This is a genomic window from Mesorhizobium sp. WSM4817, from assembly GCF_055811135.1.
This window is the reverse complement of sequence record NZ_JBVVQQ010000004.1, coordinates 108,830-130,438: the sequence shown is the minus strand read 5'-3', so window position 1 is coordinate 130,438 and position 21,609 is coordinate 108,830. Positions and strand designations below refer to the sequence as shown.

General features: G+C 62.9%; 16 protein-coding genes. 8 read left to right on the top strand and 8 right to left on the bottom strand.

What is annotated here, in order from left to right; genetic code table 11:
* Positions 1 to 301: 301 nt before the first annotated feature.
* The 3 genes from AC0L2K_RS07700 to AC0L2K_RS07690 form a co-directional block, all read right to left on the bottom strand.
* A complete protein-coding gene (locus AC0L2K_RS07700; RefSeq protein ID WP_128172347.1) occupies positions 302 to 676 on the bottom strand; it encodes a type II toxin-antitoxin system VapC family toxin in 375 nt (124 codons plus the stop codon).
* Positions 676 to 894 (bottom strand): AbrB/MazE/SpoVT family DNA-binding domain-containing protein, encoded by a 219-nt coding sequence (locus tag AC0L2K_RS07695; RefSeq protein ID WP_287238085.1) that lies wholly within the window; start codon positions 892 to 894, stop codon positions 676 to 678. Before AC0L2K_RS07695 ends, AC0L2K_RS07700 begins: the two co-directional genes overlap by 1 nt.
* A gap of 70 nt (positions 895 to 964) precedes the next feature.
* Positions 965 to 1,120, bottom strand: a complete 156-nt coding sequence (locus AC0L2K_RS07690) for a hypothetical protein (RefSeq protein ID WP_287238086.1) — start codon at positions 1,118 to 1,120, stop codon at positions 965 to 967.
* Between AC0L2K_RS07690 and AC0L2K_RS07685 the strand changes: the two genes are divergently transcribed.
* The gene (locus AC0L2K_RS07685; protein ID WP_473531029.1) at positions 1,119 to 2,072 is read left to right on the top strand and encodes an alpha/beta hydrolase; all 954 of its coding nucleotides are present in this window, start codon (positions 1,119 to 1,121) and stop codon (positions 2,070 to 2,072) included. The two genes, AC0L2K_RS07690 and AC0L2K_RS07685, sit on opposite strands and share 2 nt — an antisense overlap.
* Before the next feature lie 148 nt (positions 2,073 to 2,220).
* On the opposite strand, the gene AC0L2K_RS07680 is transcribed toward AC0L2K_RS07685, so the two are convergent.
* Complete coding sequence (locus AC0L2K_RS07680) at positions 2,221 to 3,168, bottom strand: LysR family transcriptional regulator (RefSeq protein ID WP_287238088.1); 948 nt, start codon at positions 3,166 to 3,168, stop codon at positions 2,221 to 2,223.
* A 139-nt stretch (positions 3,169 to 3,307) separates the two neighbouring features.
* On the opposite strand from AC0L2K_RS07680, the gene AC0L2K_RS07675 reads away from it, so the two are divergent.
* Positions 3,308 to 4,276, top strand: coding sequence for an MBL fold metallo-hydrolase (locus tag AC0L2K_RS07675; RefSeq protein ID WP_128244837.1), 969 nt, complete (start codon positions 3,308 to 3,310; stop codon positions 4,274 to 4,276).
* A 353-nt stretch (positions 4,277 to 4,629) separates the two neighbouring features.
* Here the strand turns inward: AC0L2K_RS07675 and AC0L2K_RS07670 are convergent, their stop codons facing one another.
* Positions 4,630 to 5,535, bottom strand: a complete 906-nt coding sequence (locus AC0L2K_RS07670; protein WP_287238089.1) for an alpha/beta hydrolase — start codon at positions 5,533 to 5,535, stop codon at positions 4,630 to 4,632.
* Positions 5,536 to 5,686: 151 nt separating this feature from the next.
* Complete coding sequence (locus AC0L2K_RS07665; protein WP_473531028.1) at positions 5,687 to 6,466, bottom strand: SDR family oxidoreductase; 780 nt, start codon at positions 6,464 to 6,466, stop codon at positions 5,687 to 5,689.
* A 119-nt stretch (positions 6,467 to 6,585) separates the two neighbouring features.
* Between AC0L2K_RS07665 and AC0L2K_RS07660 the strand changes: the two genes are divergently transcribed.
* Entirely contained in the window at positions 6,586 to 7,416 is an 831-nt protein-coding gene (locus AC0L2K_RS07660; protein ID WP_023801125.1) for a UDP-2,3-diacylglucosamine diphosphatase, read from the top strand.
* A gap of 237 nt (positions 7,417 to 7,653) precedes the next feature.
* Positions 7,654 to 8,871, top strand: a complete 1,218-nt coding sequence (locus AC0L2K_RS07655) for an MFS transporter (protein WP_473531027.1) — start codon at positions 7,654 to 7,656, stop codon at positions 8,869 to 8,871.
* On the opposite strand, the gene dgcA is transcribed toward AC0L2K_RS07655, so the two are convergent.
* On the bottom strand, positions 8,842 to 9,825 hold the full coding sequence (dgcA, locus tag AC0L2K_RS07650; RefSeq protein ID WP_473531026.1) for an N-acetyl-D-Glu racemase DgcA: 984 nt from the start codon (positions 9,823 to 9,825) through the stop codon (positions 8,842 to 8,844). The two genes, AC0L2K_RS07655 and dgcA, sit on opposite strands and share 30 nt — an antisense overlap.
* A gap of 100 nt (positions 9,826 to 9,925) precedes the next feature.
* Between dgcA and AC0L2K_RS07645 the strand changes: the two genes are divergently transcribed.
* The 4 genes from AC0L2K_RS07645 (at position 9,926) to AC0L2K_RS07630 (ending at position 14,051) form a co-directional block, all read left to right on the top strand.
* Complete coding sequence (locus AC0L2K_RS07645; protein WP_023801127.1) at positions 9,926 to 11,113, top strand: ABC transporter permease; 1,188 nt, start codon at positions 9,926 to 9,928, stop codon at positions 11,111 to 11,113.
* 1 nt (position 11,114) lies between these two features.
* The gene (locus AC0L2K_RS07640; protein WP_023801128.1) at positions 11,115 to 11,933 is read left to right on the top strand and encodes an ABC transporter ATP-binding protein; all 819 of its coding nucleotides are present in this window, start codon (positions 11,115 to 11,117) and stop codon (positions 11,931 to 11,933) included.
* 14 nt (positions 11,934 to 11,947) lie between these two features.
* Positions 11,948 to 13,321, top strand: coding sequence for an MlaD family protein (locus tag AC0L2K_RS07635; RefSeq protein WP_473531025.1), 1,374 nt, complete (start codon positions 11,948 to 11,950; stop codon positions 13,319 to 13,321).
* Between the two features lie 115 nt (positions 13,322 to 13,436).
* Positions 13,437 to 14,051 carry an ABC-type transport auxiliary lipoprotein family protein gene (locus tag AC0L2K_RS07630; RefSeq protein ID WP_473523212.1) on the top strand — a complete coding sequence of 205 codons (615 nt, stop codon included), beginning with the start codon at positions 13,437 to 13,439 and terminating at the stop codon, positions 14,049 to 14,051.
* Between the two features lie 157 nt (positions 14,052 to 14,208).
* On the opposite strand, the gene AC0L2K_RS07625 is transcribed toward AC0L2K_RS07630, so the two are convergent.
* Positions 14,209 to 21,384, bottom strand: coding sequence for a kinesin (locus AC0L2K_RS07625; protein WP_473531024.1), 7,176 nt, complete (start codon positions 21,382 to 21,384; stop codon positions 14,209 to 14,211).
* Between the last annotated feature and the right edge of the window lie 225 nt (positions 21,385 to 21,609).

Genomic DNA, 21,609 nt, shown 5'->3' with positions numbered 1-21,609 from the left:
CGAGAGGTGATATGTCGCAAAGTGCGGCCTTTGGCTTCGCATAGCGTCCCGCTGCGTGGTCCCATCGAAATGCTGGACGCGGGGCGGCGCGGTGCGGCGAGCTACGCCGACATCCCAGTTTGAATGTCTGCAACGGGTGGAAAACGACCTTCACGCGCGAGCCGCATCGAATACGAGCGCGCTTCTGTTCGCTTGGGCGGAGGAGAAAATTCTACGTCTTGACCGACGTGCCGAGTTTTCACACGCCCTCGGTCGTGAACTGCCGGAGCCGACATCACCCCGCGGCCCAACAATGTCAGCGTTAGATCATTTCGATGAGGGTGACGACTGGCAGGCTCTCGAAATGCTTGTCGCAAGTCAGGAGCGTCGCGTCATGCGCCCGAGCGGTCGCGAAAATGATCGCATCTGCGGTCGCCAATTTGTGCTTCCGGCAGGCTTCGGCGGCCGCTAGGGCGATTTCCGTGTCAAGCGGGACCACCGTACAGACCTGCGTAAAGGCGATGGTCTGATCGGCTTTGTCTTCGCCTACTTCGCGAGTGAGCCATTTTGCGAGTTCCAACTGCACAATGGTCGGAACGAGCCAGTCGGCTCGCTCGGGCAGATGCTCTGCCACCTGCTCTCCAGTCGGAGAGCCTATCAGCCATTCGATCCAAGCCGAGGTATCGACGAGCACCATCAGAAACGGTCCGACCGGTCGCGAAATTCCGTCGCCGAAGCGCCCTTCGCCAGCCCCTTCAGCGCTTCCCGCTTCGGCACAGGGACGAGTAGCACGCCCGTTCCCTTCGGGATGAAGGCCAAGGTCAAACCCGCTTCCCAATGCTGGGCGGTCCGGATCGCCTTGGGGATCGATATCTGGAACTTCGAGGACAGGGTTGCAGTCTCGGGCATTATCATACCCTCACTTGATCGATGCGCCAAACGTAAGACGCAATGAGGGCCAATGCAAGGAGCTTACGGCAGCCGTCTAGTCTCGGATTTCGAGACAGGGCACCGCCACGCCGGGCGAATAGGCGAGCGCCAGGTCGCGCTGGTTGCCGAGCGGCTTTGTCGCCTGGATTTCAAGCTTTCCAGGGCGTGGATGCTTATGGAAATAAAGGGCGGCTGCGTCGAGGTTTAGCATGCAGCGCTGGTTTTTCACGATGCCAAATGACGCAACCGCCAGTTTGGGGGGATGGATCGTGGAAAACCATACCATGTCAGATTGTTGCGCTGAAATCCTCACCTGCCTCGTCGCGGCCGGCGCGGATGTCATCGAGCGCGTCGCGCGGCCGGGCGTGTCCAGTCGCGGGCGGTCACTCACGTCTGAACGAGCCTCAAGCAGTTTCCAGACGCTATCGACAATCGTGGCGGGTATTTCCGCAGCGGTCGACGGCATCGCGAAATGGAGCGACGTTTCGAGGATCAGCCTCGTCGGCTGGGCCACCGGCGGGCATTGGGCCGGCGCCTATGCCAGCCGGTTTCCGCAGACGGTCGATCGGCTCATCCTCTACAACACCCTGTATGGAGGCTCAGACCAGCATCCCACTCTTGGCACCGGCTCGCTGCTCGAAAATCCGGATCGGCCCGGGACGTTCAATGTCCATGCGTTCGGCGGTTATCGGCTGAATACACGTCCGAGCCTGTTCACCGCCTGGGACGACAGCATCCCGGTCGCGGACAAGGCTCAGTGGCGCGATCCCGCGGTGGCCGCGGCCTATGGTGATGCGGCACTCGCCTCCGACGAGACGGCGTCGACGCGCCAGCCGCCGAGTTTCCGGTCACCGAGCGGCGCCATGGCCGACAGCTTCGAACTCGCGTTCGATCGCCGGCAATGGTCGGCGGCGGCGCTCACCATGCCGGTGCTCGTCATCCGTTCCGGACGGGATTTCTGGAGCCGACCGGAGGATGCGATGGCAATTGTGGACGAAGCACCAAAAGCGGAACGCCTGAACATCCCGGACGCTAACCCACTTCGTGCATCTCGACCGCGAGGCCGCAGGGCGCGGTGTGTTCCTCGGCGCCGTGAAGCGGTTTCTCGATCGGCAGGAGGAATGACCATGAAGGGCAGTTCATGTGTCCTGCGGGAGCAGTAGCCGCAACGGTCGACCGCCTCCAGGCTTTGCGGCTGCCGTCCACCCGACAGCTACTCACTGCGCGGTTGCGGGGCTACGCCTATCTCCGCCGCGCCACATCTCGACTCCCCCGTCTCCGCCATTTCCCTGCGCGTACAAACGTCAGACTTCACTGGGCCGGCGCCGTTTCCTTGGATGTACATGCTTTTTTGTCATCGATGAACGCACCCATCGCGGCGAGGTGATCGGCGAAGCCGGCAACGAACCGCCTGACCTTCAACGGAATGAAGCGGTTCGATGGATAGACCGCATGCACATGGTGCGGCGCATAGTGCCAGTCCGGCAGCACATGTTCGAGCAAGCCTTCGGCGATGAGCGGATCGAGTATCACCCTGTGCCCGAGGCCGATGCCGACGCCGGACAGCAACGCCTGATGATTGAGCAGCGAATTGTCGGAGCGCATGGCCGGCCGGATTCGCACCTCGGCCTTTTCGCCGCCCGGGCCGGTGAGCGGCACGACATCGCGCTTCCTGATGTGGGCGTAAAGCAGATAATCATGGTCGGCGAGATCTTCCGGGCGTCGCGGCCGGCCCCTGCGGTCGAGATACTCTGGCGTCGCCGCAAGGCAGCGCCCGATCACGCCGAGCTTGCGCACGATCAGCCGGTCGTCATCGATGGTCCCCATACGGATCGCCACGTCGAGCCCCTCTGCGATCACATCGACGAAACTGTCGGTCAGCGCCACGTCGAGCAACAGTTCCGGATAGGCGCGCTTGAACTCGATCAAGTAGCTGCCAAGCACACCTGCGCCGAAGCTGGCCGGCGCGCCGACGGCAAGACGTCCGCACATCTTCGATTCGAGGCAGCCGACGCTGCGGTCCGCCTCCTCGAGGCGCTCGATGATGTCGCGGGCGCGCTCCAGATAACGCCGGCCGGCTTCCGTCGGCGAAACATGACGAGTCGTACGGTCAAAGAGCCGGACCCCTAGACGCTTTTCCAGTGCGCGGATCTGCTGGCTGACGGCCGGCTGGCTCAAGCCCAACTCGCGCGCTGCCGCCGAGAAGCTGGCGGTATCGCAGGCGCGTACGAAGCTGGTCAGCTCGGTCAAGCGGTCCATGATGGCAACTCTCCGTCGTGATTAATAAACAAGAGTAATAAGACATATAAGGAATCGGCAAGTTCAAAAAGCTGAGCCTATGACATAGACCCGCCTTGCTCCGCCTGGAGCTCTAGATCCCCAAACTGGAGACGATGCAATGCCGCTTTCCCGCCGTCATTTTCTCGCCGGTGCCGGCCTAACCGGCGGCACTCTCCTAGCCAATGTATCCGTTCCGGCGGTGGCCCGAGCGCCGCTGGTCGACGCCGCAACGCTTGGCGCGCTGCGCCGCAACGTGGGATCGGTCCAAGTTACGGCGCTACTAGATGGCTATATCGACATTGGTTCCGAGCTGGTCATCGGGCTCGCTGAGGCCGATGCGGAGCGGCTGGCTGAGGCCAGCTTCCAGAAGCCCGGACCGCGCCGCGCACCGGTCAATGCCTATCTCATCAATCTGGGCGACCGTCTGGTGCTCGTCGACGCCGGTACGTCGGACAGCATGGGCCCGTCACTCGGCCGACTCCCGGCCGCTATCGAGGCGGCCGGCGTCTCTCCGGACCAGATCGATACATTGCTGATTACCCACATGCATCCCGACCATATCAACGGCGTGCTGACTCCCGCCGGCCAGGCGCTGTTTCCCAATGCCGAACTCGTCGTCACCGCCACCGACTACGCCTTCTGGCACGACGATGCGAACATGAACCAGGCGCCGGACGAAGCGAAGCCGTTCTTCATCGGGGCACGCAAGGCTGCCGCCGCTTATGCGGATCGCCTGCGGCAAGTGGACGGCGAGCGCGAGGCGCTCGGCTCGATCCGCACCGTGCCGCTGCCCGGCCACACTCCGGGCCATGCCGGCTTCATCGTGGAATCGGACGGTGAGGCGCTGTTCATCTGGGGCGATGTCGTGCACATGGCGACCTACCAGTTCGCGCGCCCGGATTGGAGCATCGCCTTCGATGTCGATTCCAAGCTGGCTGCCGAAACGCGCAAGCGGACCCTCGACCGGGTCGCTGCCGACCGGATGCTGATCGCCGGCATGCATTTGCCGTTCCCCGGCATCGGCCATGTGGCGCGCGATGGCGACGCTTATCGCTTCGTGCCGGACGAATGGCCCTATGCACTGTAGCGGCGGCCGGCGCGGGAAGGGGCCATCATAGCCCCGCTGCTCAACACCACACCCGCCCCCTCGCCAGCGCAGCCGATGTCTTTGAGACTTCGGACGATAAATCGGCTCCTTATGGTCTGGCACGGCACCTGCAACGCCTGCGTTCAGAGCCGTCACTTCCTGACAAGAACGGCCGAGATGGATCGCCTCCCGGCGTTCCCAGCGGGTACCAAGCGTTAGGTACCAAAACGCGCTGACGTAGAGGCCGCCACCGCCCAGTGTGATGTCTACAACGGGTGCAGCCTGCGGAATGCTGTCATTCGTCTCGTCGATTGGGCACGAGAAAGTGGCGCCAGCAGATGCCTCACCCAGGGTTATAAATATTCGCGCACAAACACACCCGCGCTGTGAAGAGTGCGGCGTCCGGCACTCAATCCTGCATTCCAAACCGGCCAAGCGTGAATCATATACGGCCAAATTTCGAGACGTACTTTGACGTCAGCCGCGCCAGCGGCTTCCGCGAGCCGAGTTGCGTCCGACAACAGCGCCTCGGCCGAACCGACTTGTATCAGCATTGGGGGAAATCCGCCCAGATCGGCGAACAACGGCGAGATCAGGGGATCGCGCCGACCAACGCCATGGGGAACATAGGCGGTGGCCAGTTCCTCCAAATACGCCCGGTGGATGATAGGGTCGATCGCGTCCTTAGTTGATAGTGTCGCGCCGGACATCGAAAGGTCCGTCCAGGGCGAGACCAGCCAAAGACATCGCGGCAACCGCTCCCCTGCCGCGCGCAATATATTGACCAAGCACAGGGTGAGGTTGCCGCCCGCACTGTCTCCGCCAACCACGATGCGGTCCGGCGCGATCCCTTGCCGGCTCAGAAAGCGCCATGCGGTAAGTGCGTCTTCATGTTGCGCAGGGAAAGGATGTTCCGGTGCGCGTCGATAGTCGATCGCGAGGGTGCGCATTCCCATTGCTCGACCTGCCTCGGTGACCATTCGACGATGACTTTGGAGAGAGCCGGAGCAGTAGCCACCACCGTGGAAGAAGAGCAGAACCTTATCCCTGTCACTCTCAGGCGCTAGCGACCACTCTCCCTCAAGGCCGTCGAGAACCGCATCCTCGCATCGGATGTCGTCCGCAATCGGCCACACCGAACCAACCTCGTCGAGCCGCGCCCGGCGTTCGTCCCAGTCCACCGGTCGTGGCTTTGACGCCAACAACCTGCGGACGGCGTTGATCTCCGTCAGATCGAGGTGTTCGTCCACATCGCTCATTTTGCTTCCCTAGCCTCATCAAGCCTAGAAAACCGGCGGACAGCAACAGCCAAACGTCATCCATAAAGTGCCAATGCCAGCGCTTGGAATTTTTCGTTAGAATCAGAAAAACACCCTTTTTCTCGCAGTTGCCAGCGGGAAGCGTTAGGCGCTAAAACGCGCTGAGGTAGAGGCCGCCATCGACCGGGATGTTCTGCCCGGTCAGGTAGCCGGCGTGAACCGAGCACAGGAAGGCGCAAATCTGGCCGAATTCCTCCGGCGTGCCGAGCCGCTTGGCCGGAACGTTGACTGCTGCCTGGGTCTTGCGTGCGGCGGCGGCTGCCGGATCTTCCGGGGTGCCGGCTTCATGCGGGGGACGCAGCCGGTCGGTGTCGAGCTTGCCCGGCAGCATGTTGTTGATCGTCACATTGCGGTCGATCACCGTCCGCGCGACGCCGGCCAGGAACGAAGTCAGTCCGGCGCGCGCGCCGGACGACAGATCGAGGCCTGGAATGGGAACATAGACCGACAGCGAGGTGATGTTGACGATGCGGCCGAAGCCGCGCTCGGCCATGCCGTCGATGACAGCCTGAACCAGTTCGACCGGGGTCACCATGTTCTGGGTGACGCCTTCGAGGATCTTTTCGCGGTCGAGCTCGCGGAAATCGCGAAGCGGCGGTCCGCCATTGTTGTTGACGAGGATATCGGGATCGGGGCAGGCGGCAAGCAGCGCCTTCTGCACCTCGGGCTTCGACACGTCGCCGACGATCTCGGTCACCTCAACGCCGAATCTTTCGCGCAGTTCGGCGGCGGTCTTGGCCAGTTGGTCGGCGTTGCGCCCGTTGACGACCAGATCACAGCCCGCTTCGGCCAGCGCCATGGCGCAACCGCGCCCAAGGCCTTTGCTCGAAGCACAGACGATGGCCTTTTTTCCGCGAATACCGAGATCCATGGCGATTTCTCCTCTGATTTGGGTCGCAACCTACTCTTGGGGCTGGACCAATCGCAACCGTCATACGGTTGTTGCATGAATCGAGGCATAGCCTGTTCGGAAGCAACGGTGAGAATCCAATGCCTGGCGCAGAGCCCCGCACATTCCGCAGCATGTTCATCTCCGACGTCCATCTCGGATCGAAGGCGGCGAAGGCCGAGTTCCTGATCGATTTCCTGCGCCATCACGACGCCGATATCATCTATCTCGTCGGCGACATCGTCGACGGCTGGCGGCTCAGACGGAACTGGCACTGGCCGCAAAGCCACAATGACGTCGTCCAGAAATTGCTGCGCAAGGCGCGCAAGGGCGCCAGCATCACCTACATCGCCGGCAATCACGACGAATTCGCGCGCCAGTTCCAGGGCGTGCATTTCGGCGGCATCGTCGTCGCCGACCGCGTCGTCCACGAGACTGCCAACGGCAAACGCTTTCTCGTCATCCATGGCGACCAGTTCGACACCGTCGTCCACAATGCGCGCTGGCTGGCCTATCTCGGCGACTACGCCTATGATGCGGCGATGCTGGTCAACCGCGTGGTGACGCGGCTTCGCCAGCTGCTTGGCCTGCCTTACTGGTCGTTTTCGTCCTGGGCCAAGGTCAACGTCAAGAAGGCGGTGAATTTCATCGGCTCGTTCCAGACCATGCTGACCGAGGAAGCGCGCCGCTCGCATGTCGACGGCGTGATCTGCGGCCACATCCACCATGCCGCGATCGAAAATTATGAGGACGTGCAATACATCAACACCGGTGACTGGGTGGAGAGCTGCACCGCAGTGGTCGAGCATTTCGACGGCCAGATGGAGATCCTGCACTGGGCGCACGTCCTGCCGGAGGCTCCGGTCGGCGGCGAAGTGCTGGTGCCGATCGACATCGTCGCCATCAAGGGCAGGGCAGTCCAGGCTGCCTGACGCGATGATGCGTTCATGCATGTCGCGCAAAAGCATGCCCTCGGGCCTGACACGAGGGTGTGCAGCGGTTTTGCGATAACGACATACATAAAACAAGAACCTAAAGCGCGTCGCATGAGGCGGTCAAACGCGACGCGCTTTAGCGCAGCGGTTTCATCGCTTTTTTTGCCATGTTATGGGATCGGCGTGCGTTGGCTGGCCGGCCGGTCGAATGCTGCGCCGACGGATTGCCTGCTGATGTCCTCCCTGCCGCCGCTTTTACTCGAACAACTCGTCAAGCCGCGTCAGTTCGAGCTGCGCATGGGCCTGATCTTCTTCACGCTTTTCGTGCCGCTCGGGATACATTTGCCGTACTTTACGCTGTGGCTGCAGGCAAACGGTTTTGATGCCGAGCAGATAGCGATCATTCTCGCGGCACCGATGTTCCTGCGCGTGGTGACGACGCCATGGCTTACGGCACTGGCCGACAGGGCGAGCGACCGCGCCCATGTCTATGTCGCGCTGACGGCCGCATCGCTGGCGCTGTCCGCCGGGTATTTCCTGACGCCGACCTATGCCATGGTGCTGGCCGTTTCGCTGGCGCTCACCGTCGCCTGGACGCCGCATTCGCCGATCGCCGATTCGCTGGCGCTGTCGGGGGTGCGCCGCTTCGGCTCGAATTATGCCAACATGCGCAAATGGGGATCGATCTCCTATCTGTGCGCAAATCTTGCCGGCGGTTTTATCCTGTCGGCGACCGGCGCCCAGGCAGTTCCGGTGATCATCTTCGTGGCGTTTGGCGCCGCACTTGTCGTCGCACTGATCGCGCCGCGGCTCGGCCGTCCCCGCCGTGCCTCGCCGCTTTCGGCTGCCGACATCCAGCAGTCGGCGCCAAAACTCCTCAACGGCTATTTCCTGTATTTCTCCGTCGGCGTCGGCGTCATCACCGCCAGCCACGCGTTTTTCTACGGCTTCGTCTCGATCTACTGGAAATCGATCGGCATCGGCGACTCTGTGGTCGGGCTGCTTTGGGGTTGGGGTGTCCTGGCCGAGATCGGCATGTTCATGATCTTTACTCGGGTTTTCGGTTCCTTCTCGGTCGTATCGATCATGGTGATGGCGGGAATAGGCGCGATCGTGCGCTGGATAGCCTTTCCCTTGATCTGGCCGCTTGGCCTTGGCGTAGGTGGGTTTTTCGCAGTCCAGACGCTGCACGCGGTCTCGGTGGCGCTGGTGCTGATCGGCCTGCAGAAAATGATCGGTGAGACGGTCGCGGAGGAACGCACCGGGGCCGCGCAAGGCATCGCCTATTTCTCCAACGGCTTTTTCACCGCTGTGGTGACACTCCTGTGCGGCCCGCTTTACGACCGCTTCGGCGTCGACGGCTTTTTTGCCATGATCCCGATCGCCCTGGTCGGCCTTGTGCTGATCGGGCTTGCGGCGCGTTCAGCCCCACAGCACCGGATCGGGCGGTGACACCAGCGAACCTTGGTAGACAAGGCCAGGCGCACGGTCGCGGGCCAGCAGCAGTGGACCGTCGAGATCGACGAAATCGGCATCCTGGGCCAACAGCACCGCCGGCGCCATGGCCAATGACGTGCCGACCATGCAGCCGACCATGACGCCAAAACCCAGTTCGCGGGCGCGATCGCGAAGGACGAGGGCAGCGGTCAAGCCGCCCGACTTGTCGAGCTTGATGTTGACCGCATCGTAAAGGCCGACAAGCCAGGCAAGGTCTTTAGCCTCATGCAGGCTTTCATCGGCGCAGATCGGCACCGGATGGGCGATGTTGCGAAGGATGCCATCACGGCCCGCCGGCAGCGGCTGTTCGATCAGCGCGATGCCGTGCTCGGCGGCAAAGGCCAGGTTTGCAACGATGTTGTCGTCGCTCCAGCCCTCATTGGCGTCCAGGATGATGCGACTCGCCGGTGCCGCCTCCCTGACCGCGCGGATGCGGGCCATGTCGTTGTCGCCGCCGATCTTGACCTTGAGAAGCGGGCGCAGGGCATTGGCGCGGGCCTGGGCTGCCATGGCTTCGGGCTCGCCGAGCGACAGCGTGTAAGCCGTTTCGAGCGCCCTCGGCGGCGCCGTGCAGATGCTGGAAGCCACCGGCTTGCCTGCGATCTTCGCCTCCAGGTCCCATAGCGCGCAGTCGACGGCGTTGCGCGCCGCGCCCGCCGGCATGGCGTCGAGCAGCGCGGCCCGGCTGATGCCGTCTTGAACCTGCTCCCGCATCGCCTCGATCGCATCGCGCACAGCCTCGATGGTTTCGCCATAGCGTTTGTAGGGGACGCATTCGCCGCGCCCGCTCTGGCCGTCCTCGCTGATCGTCACTGTGACGACCTCGGCTTCGGTTTTCGAACCGCGCGAGATGGTGAAGATCCCGGCGATGGCAAAGCGCTCGGACTCGACCGAAATGACACGCGCCATATTTTTCTGCTCCGGCTGTGCGACAACAAGCTTGTCGGCAAATCGACAGGTGGGTTCTGTCAGGTTAAAAAGATCGGCCCGTCAGGCTAAACAGGACGCCATGTTGACGATCCGCAAACGCGACGCAAGCGGCACGACCGCCAAGGAGGCCGACCACCAGCCGCGCGTTGTGGTCGGCGAGGACGGCGGCGTCCTCGGCTGCGCTTTCTCCGGCACCTGGACGACACGCACCGTGGCGCTCGTCGATGCCGAGATGCGCAAGATCGAGCAACGCAGCGGCTTTCAGACGCTGGCGCTCGACCTCTCGCATATCGAGAAAATGGATACCGCCGGGGCCTGGGTGATCGACCGTCTGGTCAGCGCCTTCGAAAAGCAGGGTGTGAAAATCACGATGCAGGGGCAAAGCGAGGTTGCCTCGATCCTGCTCGGCGCCGTCGGTGACGCCGTTCGACGCGAACCTGATTCCGGCACCGTTGGGCCGCCGAACATCGTCATTCGCGCGCTCGAGGCGGTTGGCCGGCGCGTCTATGAGATGCGTGACGATTTCCTGGCCGCGATGAACATACTGGGCGCCACGATACGCGGCGCGCAGATGAAGCTTGGCCGCGGCCATGCGGTCAATCCGGCGGCGATCTTCAACCAGATGGACCGCATGGGCGTCGGCGCCATCCCGGTGGTTGTGCTGATGTCGGCCATCGTCGGGGCGATCGTCGCCCAGCAAGGCGCCTATCAGCTCAGCTATTTCGGCGCCGATATCTTCGTCGTCGACCTTGTCGGCGTGCTGATCCTGCGCGAGCTCGGCGTGCTGATGACTGCGATCATGATCGCCGGCCGTTCGGGCAGCGCCATCACGGCTGAAATCGGCTCGATGAAAATGCGCGAGGAGGTCGACGCGCTGAAGGTCATCGGGCTCAATCCGATCGGCGTTCTGGTGTTTCCGCGGCTGGTCGCGCTGGTGATCGCACTGCCTTGCCTGACGATCATTGCCAATTTCGCCGCACTCGGCGGCGGCATACTGGCGGCATGGCTCTACTCCGACATCGCACCGGCCGCCTTCATCGACCGGCTGCGCGTTGCCATCGATCTCAGCACCATCTTTGCCGGGCTGATCAAGGCGCCGTTCATGGCCATGATCATCGGCACGATCGCCTCGGTCGAAGGCATGAAGGTCGGCGGCAGCGCCGAATCGCTCGGGCAGCACGTGACTGCTTCAGTGGTGAAGTCGATCTTCGTGGTGATCATCCTCGACGGGCTTTTCGCCATGTTCTACGCAGCGATCGAGTTCTGACATGGCGCTGCTTGGCACAAAGCCGACCACGACTACGCAAAGGGCCGACGAGGACGAGATCGTGCTTTCTGCGCACGACGTCACCGTCTCCTTCGGCGACAAGGTCATTCTCGACAAATTGTCGCTCCATATCCGGCGTGGCGAAATTCTCGGCTTCGTCGGCGCCTCCGGCGCCGGCAAGTCGGTTCTGCTGCGCACCATTCTCGGCCTGGTGCACAAGCAGTCGGGAACGATCAAGCTGTTCGGCGTCGATGTCGAAAAGGCGAGCGAGAGGGAGCGCCTTCGCATCGACATGCGCCTTGGCGTCCTCTTTCAGCACGGCGCGCTGTTTTCGGCGCTCACGGTGCTCGAAAACGTGCAGGTGCCGATGCGCGAATATCTCGATCTGCCGAAAAAGCTGATGGACGAGCTGGCGATGCTCAAGGTCGAACTGGTCGGGTTGCCGCCGGATGCGGCGCAGAAATTCCCGTCCGAGCTTTCCGGCGGCATGATCAAGCGTGCGGCGCTGGCGCGCGCGCTGGCGCTCGACCCCGACATCGTGTTCCTGGACGAGCCGACATCCGGCCTCGATCCGATCAGCGCGGCTGAGTTCGACGAACTGGTCGTCAAGCTGCGCGATACCATGGATCTGACCGTATACATGGTCACGCACGATCTCGACACGCTGTTCACCGCTTGTGATCGGGTGGCCGTGCTCGGCAACAAGAAAGTGCTGGTCGAAGGCACGATCGACGACATGCTCAAGAGCGAGGAACCCTGGGTGAAATCCTATTTTCGCGGAAAACGTGCGCGGCAACTTGATCTTGCGGCCCGCGCGTAGCCATAAGTGGATAAATGGAAACCAGAGCCAACTACGTCATTGTCGGCATTTTCACGCTAGCCGCGATCCTGGCGGCATTCGCGTTCGTCTATTGGACGGCCGCGATCGGCGACAGGGGTGAGACGGCGATGCTGCGGGTGCGCATTCCGGGATCGGCTTCCGGCCTCGGCCGCGGCAGTTTCGTGCTGTTCAACGGCGTCAGGGTTGGGGATGTCAGGCGCGTCTATATCGACCCCGCCAATCCGAACGACGCCATAGCCGAAGCCGAAGTGGGCCGCACGACGCCGATCACCAAATCGACGCAGGCCGATATCGGGATCGTCAGCCTCGCCGGCCAAGCGAGTATCGAGCTCAGGGGCGCTGACCCCAAGGAGGTCAACCTTCTCGACCAGGCGGAGCAGGAGGGCCGCGTCGCCGAGATCGTCGCCAACCCGTCGGCGGTCACCAACCTGTTGCAGACGGCGCAGAACATCTTCACCCGCGCCGATACGGTTCTCTCCCAGCTCGAAGGCTTCACCAGCGACGTTCGCGGGCCGCTGACGCAGACCGTCAACAATGTGCAGACCTTCTCCGACGCGCTGGCCAAGAACTCCGACGGCATCGACAAATTCCTCGCCAACGTCAGTTCGCTGTCGGAGGAACTGAGGGGCGTCTCGGGCAAGCTTGACGGCACGCTGAAGGCGGCGGAAGGGCTGCTCAACGCCGTCGACAAGGATCAGATCAAGAGTATTGTCGCCAACGTCGATACGGTGACCGAGAACCTGAAGGAAACCAGCAAGCAGTTCGACACGGTCGTCAGGAATGTCGACACCGCAGTGGGGTCGATCAACGATTTCGCCCAAAGGACGCAAGGCACGCTGGCCAAGGTCGACGGCGTTCTCGACGGCATCGATCCGGCACAGGTCCGCACCGCGCTGGCCAACATCCAGAAGGCCAGCGAAAACGCCAACGAGGCTGCCGCCGACATCGCCAAGGTGACCAACAAATTCGCCAACCGGGCCGACGATATCGACCAGACGATCAAGGACGCGCAGCAGCTCGCGGAGCGCCTCAACGACGCTTCGGTGCGTGTCGACAGCATCCTCGTCAAGGTCGATACATTGCTCGGCTCAGGCCAGGCCGACGGCATGATAGCCGATGCAAGGAATACCCTGAAATCGTTCAAGCAGGTCGCCGACACGCTGAACGCCCGCCTCGGCACCATCACCGACAATCTGGCGCGATTCTCCGGCCAGGGCCTGCAGGACGTCGAAGCGCTGGTCCAAGACAGCCGTCGCTCGATCAACCGCATCGAAGAGGCGGTAACGGATCTCAGCCGCAATCCGCAGCGAATCCTGTCAGGCGGCGAAGGTGAGGTTCGGCAATTCGATGGCAGGGTGCGGCGTTGACTTCGGCTTTCGCCGGCCCCAAGAACGGCAGGCAAGTACGCTGCGGGTGCGATTTGCTCATTCGATTCGGGGACGACGGGGATCGCGTGTGAAGTCGGTCGTGCTTAAATTGGGCGTGCTTAGATTGGGCGGGGTCAAAGCGGGCGGGCCCACTGCGGGTGTGGCATTGCTTGCGCTTTCGCTGGCCGGCTGCGCGTTTTTGCCGGGCGGCGGGCCGGCGCCCCTGGACACATTCGAACTGTCGGCGCCGTCGCTCGATGCGCGCGGCCGCGGCCGCCAACAAATCCTCATCGCCCAGCCTTCCGCGCTCAAGGCGCTGGACAGCCAGAACATCGTCATCAAGCCGTCGGTGCGCTCGATCCAGTACCTCAAGGGAGCGCAATGGGCCGACCGGCTGCCGCTGATCGTGCAGGCGCGGCTGGCCGAGACATTCCAGCGCTCGGGCAGTTTCGCCGGCGTCGGCAAGCCGGGCGAGGGCCTGGCGATCGACTATCAGGTGATCGTCGAGGTCCGTTCCTTCGAAGTCCGCGTCGACGGCGGCCAACACGCCGAGGTCGAGCTGTTCGTGCGGATACTGAACGACCGCAATGGCGAGGTGCGCGCCTCCAAGAGCTTCAACTCGACCGCGCCCGTCTCCGGCAGCGGCAACCAGGCCTATGTCGACGCGCTCGACAGGGCGTTCGGCGATGCCGCCAAGGACATCGTCCGCTGGACCGATTCGGTGATCTGACCACAGCCGGAACGGCCGGGCACTCAATTGTCGCTGCCGGCGCCGGTAACGATGTGAATGTCGCTGCCGGCGCCGGTAACGATGTGAAATTCAAACCCGAAGCGATTGCTCTAAAAGGCGGGAATTTCCCGCCTTTTTCCGTTCGCTTATCGTCTGATCAATGCAGGCGGCCACTGGCGTGGGCTAGCATCGTATAGACCTTGCCGGTGTCCGACGTCAGGTAGGTCTGCGCCATCATGTTGTCGCGGTCGTTGCGCGAGACGTCCTTGAGCAGCTTTTCGAAGTCGTCGCAGTAACGGTCGACGGCGGCGCGGAATTCCGCCTCCATCTGATATTTGCGTCGGATCTCGTCGAACGTCTGCTGTCCCTTCAGCGTGTAGAGACGCCGGGTGAACACGTCACGCTCGCCGCTCCGGTAGCGGTTCCACAGTTCGATCGAGGCGTCGTGATCGATAGCGCGGGCGATGTCGACGGAAAGCGAGTTGAGCGACTCAACGACATGAAGCGGCGAACGCTGGGCAGGGGCTGCCGAGCGTGGCGCTTCCGAAGGTGCTGCTGGCTTGGCGGCCTCTTCGCGCGATGCCCCGCTCAAGAGATCGCGCACCCAGCCGCCCTGCGGCGCGCGGCCATTAGGGTCGCGCTGGCGCGGCGCCGTCTCCGGCGGGCGTTCCAGGTCGCCGCGCAGTGTGGTGTCACCCGACGGCGCCTGCGGGGCAAGGGGTTCCGGGGCCGGAGGGCGGCGCAGCGGCTCAGTGGCGCGCGGGGCAGGCGCCTGCTGTGCCGGGCGCAGGTTGCGCGGCTCCGAGGAGTCGGTGCTGCGGCCAGATTTCGCAACGATATCAGAGAGTTCCTTCAGGGCGCTGATCTGCTCGGAAACGGCACGGCGGATGGCCGTGGTCGATTCCTTTGCCTCTTCCGGCATCTCGATGACACCCTTCTTGAGCTCGGCGCGGGTAAGGTCGAGCTCGCTCTTGATCGAGCTGGCGGTGCGTCGCATCTCCTCGGTCGCGTCGGCAAAGCGCTTGGTTGCCGAATCGACGACGTCGGCAATGGAGGTACGGATCTTGTCCGCCGACTCCAGCGTCTTGCCTTCGGCGTTCTGCAACGTCTGGCCGACCAGATCCTCGAACGAGCGCATGACTTTTTCGAGATCCTCCGACTTCTTGACCAAGCCGACGGCGAGGTCCTCCAGCGACGACTGCCTTTCCAGCGTGTGTTCGAGGTTGCTCTGGGCCGAGCTCAACAGGTCCGAAGCACTCGACAGCAATCGGCTGTGCTCGTCGAACTTGGTGGCGATCGAGGCAACCTCGCGCAAGGTCGAGGACGACAGCTCGGTAAGCCGTGTCGTATTCGAATCGACCAGACGCGCCGAGCTGGCGAAAGTCTGCGCGGCTTTTTCCGTTGTCGCCGCAAAGCTTTGCGTGCTGCCAGTCAGGCGTTCGTCGACCTGGCCGAGATTGGCCGCCGCCTGTTCGATCAGCTGGCCGAGCTGTGCGCTCGAGGTGCTCATGCGGCCGATGAGGTCGGCGACGCTGTCGGCGAGCGTCGAGCGCGCCCCTTCAACGGCCGACAATGTTTCGGCCGTGCGGCTGGCGAGCGCGTCGACCAAAGCGGCGTTTTCGCTGCGCAGCTTTTCGGTGGCGCGTTCGGTCACCTCTTCCATGCTCTTTTGCAGTTCCGAACCGCCCAGGGCGAAGCGCTCGACCAGAGGCCGTGCCGTTTCGTCGAGGATTTTCGAGATCTCGGCCGAACGTGCCGCAAGCATGGTGTTGAGTTCGCGGGTGTTGGTGCCGATGGTCTTGGCGGCGTCGTTGGTGCTCTGGCCGATATGCTGGCCGACCGCCGTGAAGGTTTCGGCGATCGAGTTGGCGCGCGAAATCAGCTGCGCCTCGGCGGTCGAAACCTGCTCGTTGAGCTTCTGGCCTATCGTTTCGGTGGTGTTGACCAGACGGTTTTCGACGCCGGCAACCTGTTCCTCGACGCGAGCCGCCGCGGCCGCCGCGCTGGAGGCCAGGCGCGCGTCGGCGCCGGCGAGCGCCTGCTCGATGTCACGGGCGTGAACGGCCAGGTCCTGCCCGGTCTGCCTTGCACGTTCGGCAACCCGCTGCTCGGTGCTGGCGAAGGCCCCGACGATGTTGTCGGCATGTTCTCCGATCGTGGACGTGCTGTCGGCGATACGCGACACCAGGCGGTGATCCGCCTCATCGAAGATGCGGCCGATCTCGGACGCGCGGGCCGACAGCGCTTCCGAACCTTCGGCGATGCGCGAGATCAGCTGCTGGTCGGCAGCATCGAAAATGCGGCCAAGGTCCGATGCACGCGCTGCGAGCGCTTCGGCCGATTCGCCGATGCGCACGCTGAGCCGTTCGTCGGCACCTTCGAAATTGCGCAGGATGTCGCCGGCGCGTTCCGCCAGCGACTGTGCCGTTTCGACCGCGCGGGCAACCAGCTTCTGGTCCGCCGCATCGAATGTACCGGCGATCTCGCTGGCACGTGCAGCCAGCTGGTCGGCCGTTTCCTGGGCGCGCGCCAGCAACGAGTTCGAGGTGTCGTCGACGCGGGCCATGATTGCGCTCGATGCACCCTCCGCCCGGGCAACGAGCGCGCTCGACGTGTCTTCGGCACGTGCGGCGAGGCGGCGATCCGCTTCCTCGAAGGTGCGTGCGATATCCTCCGCCCTGGCAAGCAGGGCAGCAGAGGTCTGCTCCGCCCGTTCGGCGATCTTGGAATCGGCGTCACTGAAAGCCGCGCCTGCCTGCTCATGCAGTGCGCTGGTGACTTCCATGACCTTTTCGCGCAGCGCTCCGGCAACGAAGACGGCGCTCTTTTCGAGCACGTTGCGGACGTTGTCGACGCCGGTCGACAGCGCGCGCTCCATGGTCCCGGCGCGCTCCTCGATGATGCCGGTCTGGCGGCTGAACGCCTGCTCGATCTTTTCGACGTCGGCGGCAATGGCGTCCGAGATGTCGGTGCTCCTGGCGGCGATCTGGTCGATATGGCCGGACAGGGAACGGTCGACTTCCTTGCGCGTGTCGGCGAGCCTGGAGAGGTCGTCCTCCAGCGCACGGGTCAGCGCGTCGCGGCCTTCGGCCAGCTTGCCGACGTGCCCGGCGATGATGTCGTCTATGTCGCCGCGGCTCGCCGCAATTTTCTGCAGGTCTGCTTCCAGCGCACGTCTGAGGATGTCGCGGCCTTCGGCCAGCTTCTCGACCTGGCCGGAAACCAGCCCGTCGATGCTCGACCGGCTTTCCGCCAGCTTGGCGAGATCGTCTTCGAGCGCCTTGGACAGGATCGAGCGGTCCTGGATGAGCTTCTCGGCGTGGCTGTTCACAAATCCGTTGACGCTGCCGAGGTCGGCCTCCAGCGCCCGCGCAAACTCTGCGCGATTGTCGGTCAGCTGCTGAGACTGGTCGGCGACGACACCCTTGATGGTGTTGAGGTCTGCTTCCAGCGCACGTCTGAGGATGTCCCGGCCTTCGGCCAGCTTCTCGACCTGGCCGGAAACCAGCCCGTCGATGCTCGACCGGCTTTCCGCCAATTTGGCGAGATCGTCTTCGAGCGCCTTGGACAGGATTGAGCGGTCCTGGATGAGCTTCTCGGCGTGGCTGTTTACAAGACCATTGACACCGCCGAGATCGGCCTCCAGCGCCCGCGCGAACTCTGCGCGATTGTCGGTCAGCTGCTGAGACTGATCGGCGACGACACCCTTGATGGTATTGAGGTCTGCTTCCAACGCGCGTCTGAGCAGGTCGCGGCCTTCGGTCAGCTTCTCAACCTGGCCGGCAACCAGCCCGTCGATGCTCGACCGGCTTTCCGCCAGCTTGGCGAGATCGTCTTCGAGCGCCTGGGACAGGGTCGAGCGGTCTGCGGCGAGCCTGTTCATGTGATCGGAGATCAGCCCGTTCACATTCTGCAGGTCGGTCTCCAACGCCTGCGACAGTTGACCACGATCTTCCGCCAGCTTTTCGGACTGGCCTGATATGACCTCCTTGATCGTGTTGAGATCGGATTCGAGTGCTCGCTTGAGGATGTCGCGGCCTTCGGCCAGCTTCTCGACCTGGCCGGCAACCAGCCCGTCGATGCTCGACCGGCTTTCGGCCAGCTTGGCGAGATCGTCTTCGAGCGCCTTCGACAGGATCGAGCGGTCTTCCGCAAGCTTTTCGGACTGGTCCGATATAACGCTTTTGATCGTGTTGAGATCGGACTCGAGCGCGCGCTTGAGAATGTCGCGACCCTCGGCCAGTTTCTCGACCTGCCCGGTAACCAGCCCATCGATGCTCGACCGGCTTTCCGCCAATTTGGCGAGATCCTCTTCGAGCGCCTGGGACAGGGTCGAGCGATCTGCGGCGAGCCTGTTCATGTGATCGGAGATAAGGCCGTTCACGCCCTGCAGGTCGGTTTCCAACGCTCGCGCCAGTTGACCACGATCTTCCGCCAGCTTTTCGGACTGGTCTGATAGAACGCTTTTGATCGTGTTGAGATCGGATTCGAGCGCGCGCTTGAGGATGTCGCGACCTTCGGCCAGTTTCTCGACCTGCCCGGTGACCAGCCCATCGATGCTCGACCGGCTTTCCGCCAGCTTGGCGAGATCGTCTTCGAGCGCCTTCGACAGGATTGAACGGTCCTCGGAGAGCCTGTTCATGTGATCAGAGATAAGGCCATTGACGCTCTGCAGGTCGGTTTCCAACGCCTTCGAGAGCTGACCACGGTCTTCCGCCAGCTTTTCGGACTGGCCTGATATGACCTCCTTGATCGTGTTGAGATCGGATTCGAGCGCGCGCTTGAGGATGTTGCGGCCTTCGGCCAGCTTCTCGACCTGACCGGCGACAAGCCCGTCGATGCTCGACCGGCTTTCCGCCAATTTGGCAAGGTCTGCCTCGAGCGTTTGCGAAAGCAGGCTGCGATCGTCGGCGAGCCTGCCCGAATGGTCCTCGATCAGGCCTCGGATGCCCGACAGGTCGTCTTGGAGCGAACGCGAAAGCTCGCTGCGGTCTTCCGCCAGTTTGGCGGAATGGGTCTCGATGAGACCCTTGATGCCACCAATGTCGGTTTCCAGCGCCTTGGCGAGCAAGGCGCGACCTTCGGCGATCTTCTCGACCTGGCCAGCGACCAGGCCGTCGATGCTGGCGCGACTGTCGGCCAGCTTGCCGAGATCGGCATCGAGAGCGCGTGAAAGAATGCTGCGGCCTTCGGCGAGCTTTCCAACATGGCCGGCAACCATTTCGTCAATGATCGTGCGGGCTTGCACAAGTTTTCCAGAGTCTTCATTCAAGGCCTGCGAAAGCCTGTTGCGGCCCTCTTCGAGCCGTTCGAGATGGCTGCCGAGCGACGCATCGATGGCGGCGCGCGACTCGTTGACCTTGCGCAAATCCTCCTCCAGGGCGCGCGAGATCAGATTGCGGCCTTCGGAAAGCTTTTGCACCTGGTCGGTGACAGCCGCGTCGATGCCGGCGCGGCTTTCGGCGAATTTCTCCAGATCGGCCTGCATGGCCGCCGTCATGTGTTCGCGGCTTTCGGAAAGCTTGCGGCTGTGGTTCTCGACAGCCTCCTCGATGCCGACGCGGGCATCGGCAAGCCGCTGGATGTCGGCGTCGAAGGCGCGCGACACCACATGACGGGCCGCTTCCATGCGGCCGGCGAAATCGCCGGCGCGTGCTTCGAGCATCGACGAGGTCGACGAAACGATGTCGGCCATGTCGGCGCCGATCTGGGTCTTGCCCTGATCGATCATCGCCGAAAGCGTCTCCTTGCTCTCCTGGAAGGTATGGGCGATTTCGCGCGCACGCTCGACCAGGGTCTCGTTGATCTGGCGTGCGCGGGCCTCTAGCGCGGCGTTGAGCTTTTGGGTGCCGGTGTCCAGCGCTTCGGCGCGGGTCTGGAACTCACTGATCAGCACCTGGCCGCGTTCGGCCAGCGTCCGCTCGATGCCGTCAAGGCTGGCTTCAAATTCGGAGTTGAGCGTGCGTGCGGCGCCGCCGAGCAGCGACACCATGCCGGAGGTCCGATCGTCGAGCAGATCGGTCAGCGACCGGGTGAGGCCGTCGGTCGTCTCCGTCAGCTTGGCAATGCGTGTGTCGAGAAGGCTGGCGAAGGCTTCGCCGGAGGTCGACAGCCGGTCAGTGATGGATTCGAGCCGGCCTTCCACCGAATCGAAGATCGACAGCGAGCTTTGGTTGATCCTGTCGATCAGCGTGTCGCCGGAATTGGTGATGGTCATCGACAGGTTGGTCGAGGCGTTGAGGATGCTGTCGCGAATGATGTCGCTGGCAGCCCCGATTTCGTCCTTCAGCGTCTCATGCGCGCCGGTGATCGAGGCGCGCACGCGTTCGGCGTGGGTGACCACCGCTTCGCGCTCGCTGCCCAGCCCGTCGACAAGCGAGCGGATGCGGGATTCATTCTCCGAATAGGAGCGCTCGATCTGGTTGACCTCGCTGTGGACCAGGGTTTCGAGCTCGACGGCACGTGCAAGCGTGCGCTCGATGCCTTCACCCATGGCCGCAACCTCGCGGCGCACGGCTTGCCCGATCATCATGACGCGATCCTGGGCGATTTGCTCCGGCTCGGTCAGGCGGAAAGCCACTTCCGTCATCGACTGAGCGGCGATGCGCATCTCCTGTGCGCGGCGAATCATGGCTGCAAACGCCCAGAACAGGAGGACCGGCAGGATCGCAGCGATTGCCAGGCCAATCAGTTCGGGACGGGCGAAAAACTGGCCGGGCGTGCGGATTTGCCAAATGCCTGGGCCAAACAGCAGGTTTGCCAATGCACCGGCGCCCGCGACCCAGGCGAGCGAAACGAGCGCCACGACCCAGTAGATCGTGTTCGAGGCACGCCGATTGAGGGTGTGCAGCAGCGTCTTGTAATCTTTTTGACGAGGATCGTTGGCCGGAGTGAAGCCGGCCGACTGCGTGCCATTGCGCGTTTCAACAGGGCGCATTTCAACGGGGCGCGTTTCAACAGGGCGCAGCTCAGCAGGGCGCGGTTCAGCCGGCCTGGCGTTTGCCGCCTCTCTCTGGTCCTGGGCTTTCTTGTCCTGATTGGCGGCAAGCTCGGCATTCTGGCTCTGGTTGACGACAGGCTCGGCATTCTGATTCTGGTTGGCGACAGGCTCGGCATCCTGGCTCTGGTTGGCGACAGCCTCGGCATCCTGGTCACGGCCCTCGCGTGCCAACTCGTCGGCGGCCTGCGATATCTGCGCTTCCAAATCCTCCATCGACGCGGCGATGTCGAGGTCGCCGCCGGCATCGCCGTTCAGATCGATTTCAAGTGCTTTTTCGAGTTCCCTGGCTACGTCGTTGTCGAGCGTTCTTGTCGTCGTTGTTTTCTTCGCCATGCCTTCGCTACCCTGTACAAGCTGCCGCGGGACTTGTTGATTTTGCTTTTCGTGTCCCACGCAAGAGGCTGAAAATGGACCTTTCGTATCGTAATGACACACCGGGGTAAAGAAAACATGCATTCGGTACGATACGTAAAACTTTAAATATAAGGTTAACAGAACTGTGATTCCGGCGTCGCTATCGCAACATTTTTCCGGGCCAATCGTTAACCCGTCGTCCAC